Source organism: Rhodococcus sp. EPR-134 (assembly GCF_001647205.1).
GTDB lineage: Bacteria > Actinomycetota > Actinomycetes > Mycobacteriales > Mycobacteriaceae > Rhodococcus_F > Rhodococcus_F qingshengii.
Map to the genome: position 1 here is coordinate 1 of NZ_LVCT01000765.1, position 859 is coordinate 859.

Sequence of the window (859 nt, forward strand, 5' to 3'; positions counted from 1 at the left end):
GATCTCCCGCTCGTTGCCGTGCGCGGTGGGCTGGTAATAGTCGACACCCACCAGATCGTCCGGTGGATACTGTTGCCGCAGAACACCATCACGTGTGTCGTGCGGGTACTTGTATCCGACTGCGTTGCCCAATTGCTCGGCGCCCTTGTAGTGCCCGTCACGCAGGTGCGGCGGTACCAGTCCGGATTTTCCGGCGGCCACGTCGGCCATGGCCGCGCCGAGTGCGGCGATGACCGCACCCGATTTGGGAGCCGTCGCCAGATGAATGGTGGCCTGTGCCAGCGCCAGACGAGCCTCCGGCATACCGATCAGCTGCACTGCCTGCGCCGCGGCGGTGGCAGTCTGCAGCGCCATCGGATCAGCCATGCCGATGTCTTCGCTGGCGTGAACCACCAGACGCCGTGCGATGAAGCGAGGGTCTTCGCCCGCGGTCAGCATCCGTGCGAGGTAGTGCAGGGCGGCGTCGACGTCTGATCCACGAATGCTCTTGATGAATGCACTGATGACGTCGTAGTGCTGATCTCCGGCACGGTCGTACCGAACCGCGGCCTTGTCGACACTTGCCTCGACGGTCGCGAGGTCGAGCACCACCGGGCCCGAAGCGTCACCTGCGGTGTCCAGTGCAGCCCCGGCGGCAGCCTCGAGTGCCGTCAGGGCTCGGCGGGCGTCGCCGGCCGCCAGACGAACGAGGTGTTCCATCGCGTCGTCGTCGATCGTGATCGCTCCGCCGAACCCGCGTTCGTCGGCGACAGCGCGCTCGAGCAGTTCCTGGACATCCGCAGCGGTGAGCGATTGCAGTTGCAGGACCAACGAGCGCGACAACAGAGCGGAGACGACCGAGAACGACGGGTTCTCGGTG

Annotated in this window: 1 pseudogene; it reads right to left on the bottom strand. The window is 66.0% G+C overall.

The window, feature by feature from the left end:
- Nucleotides 1–859 (bottom strand): annotated as a pseudogene (locus A2J01_RS32805) (replication-associated recombination protein A); the annotation flags it as partial.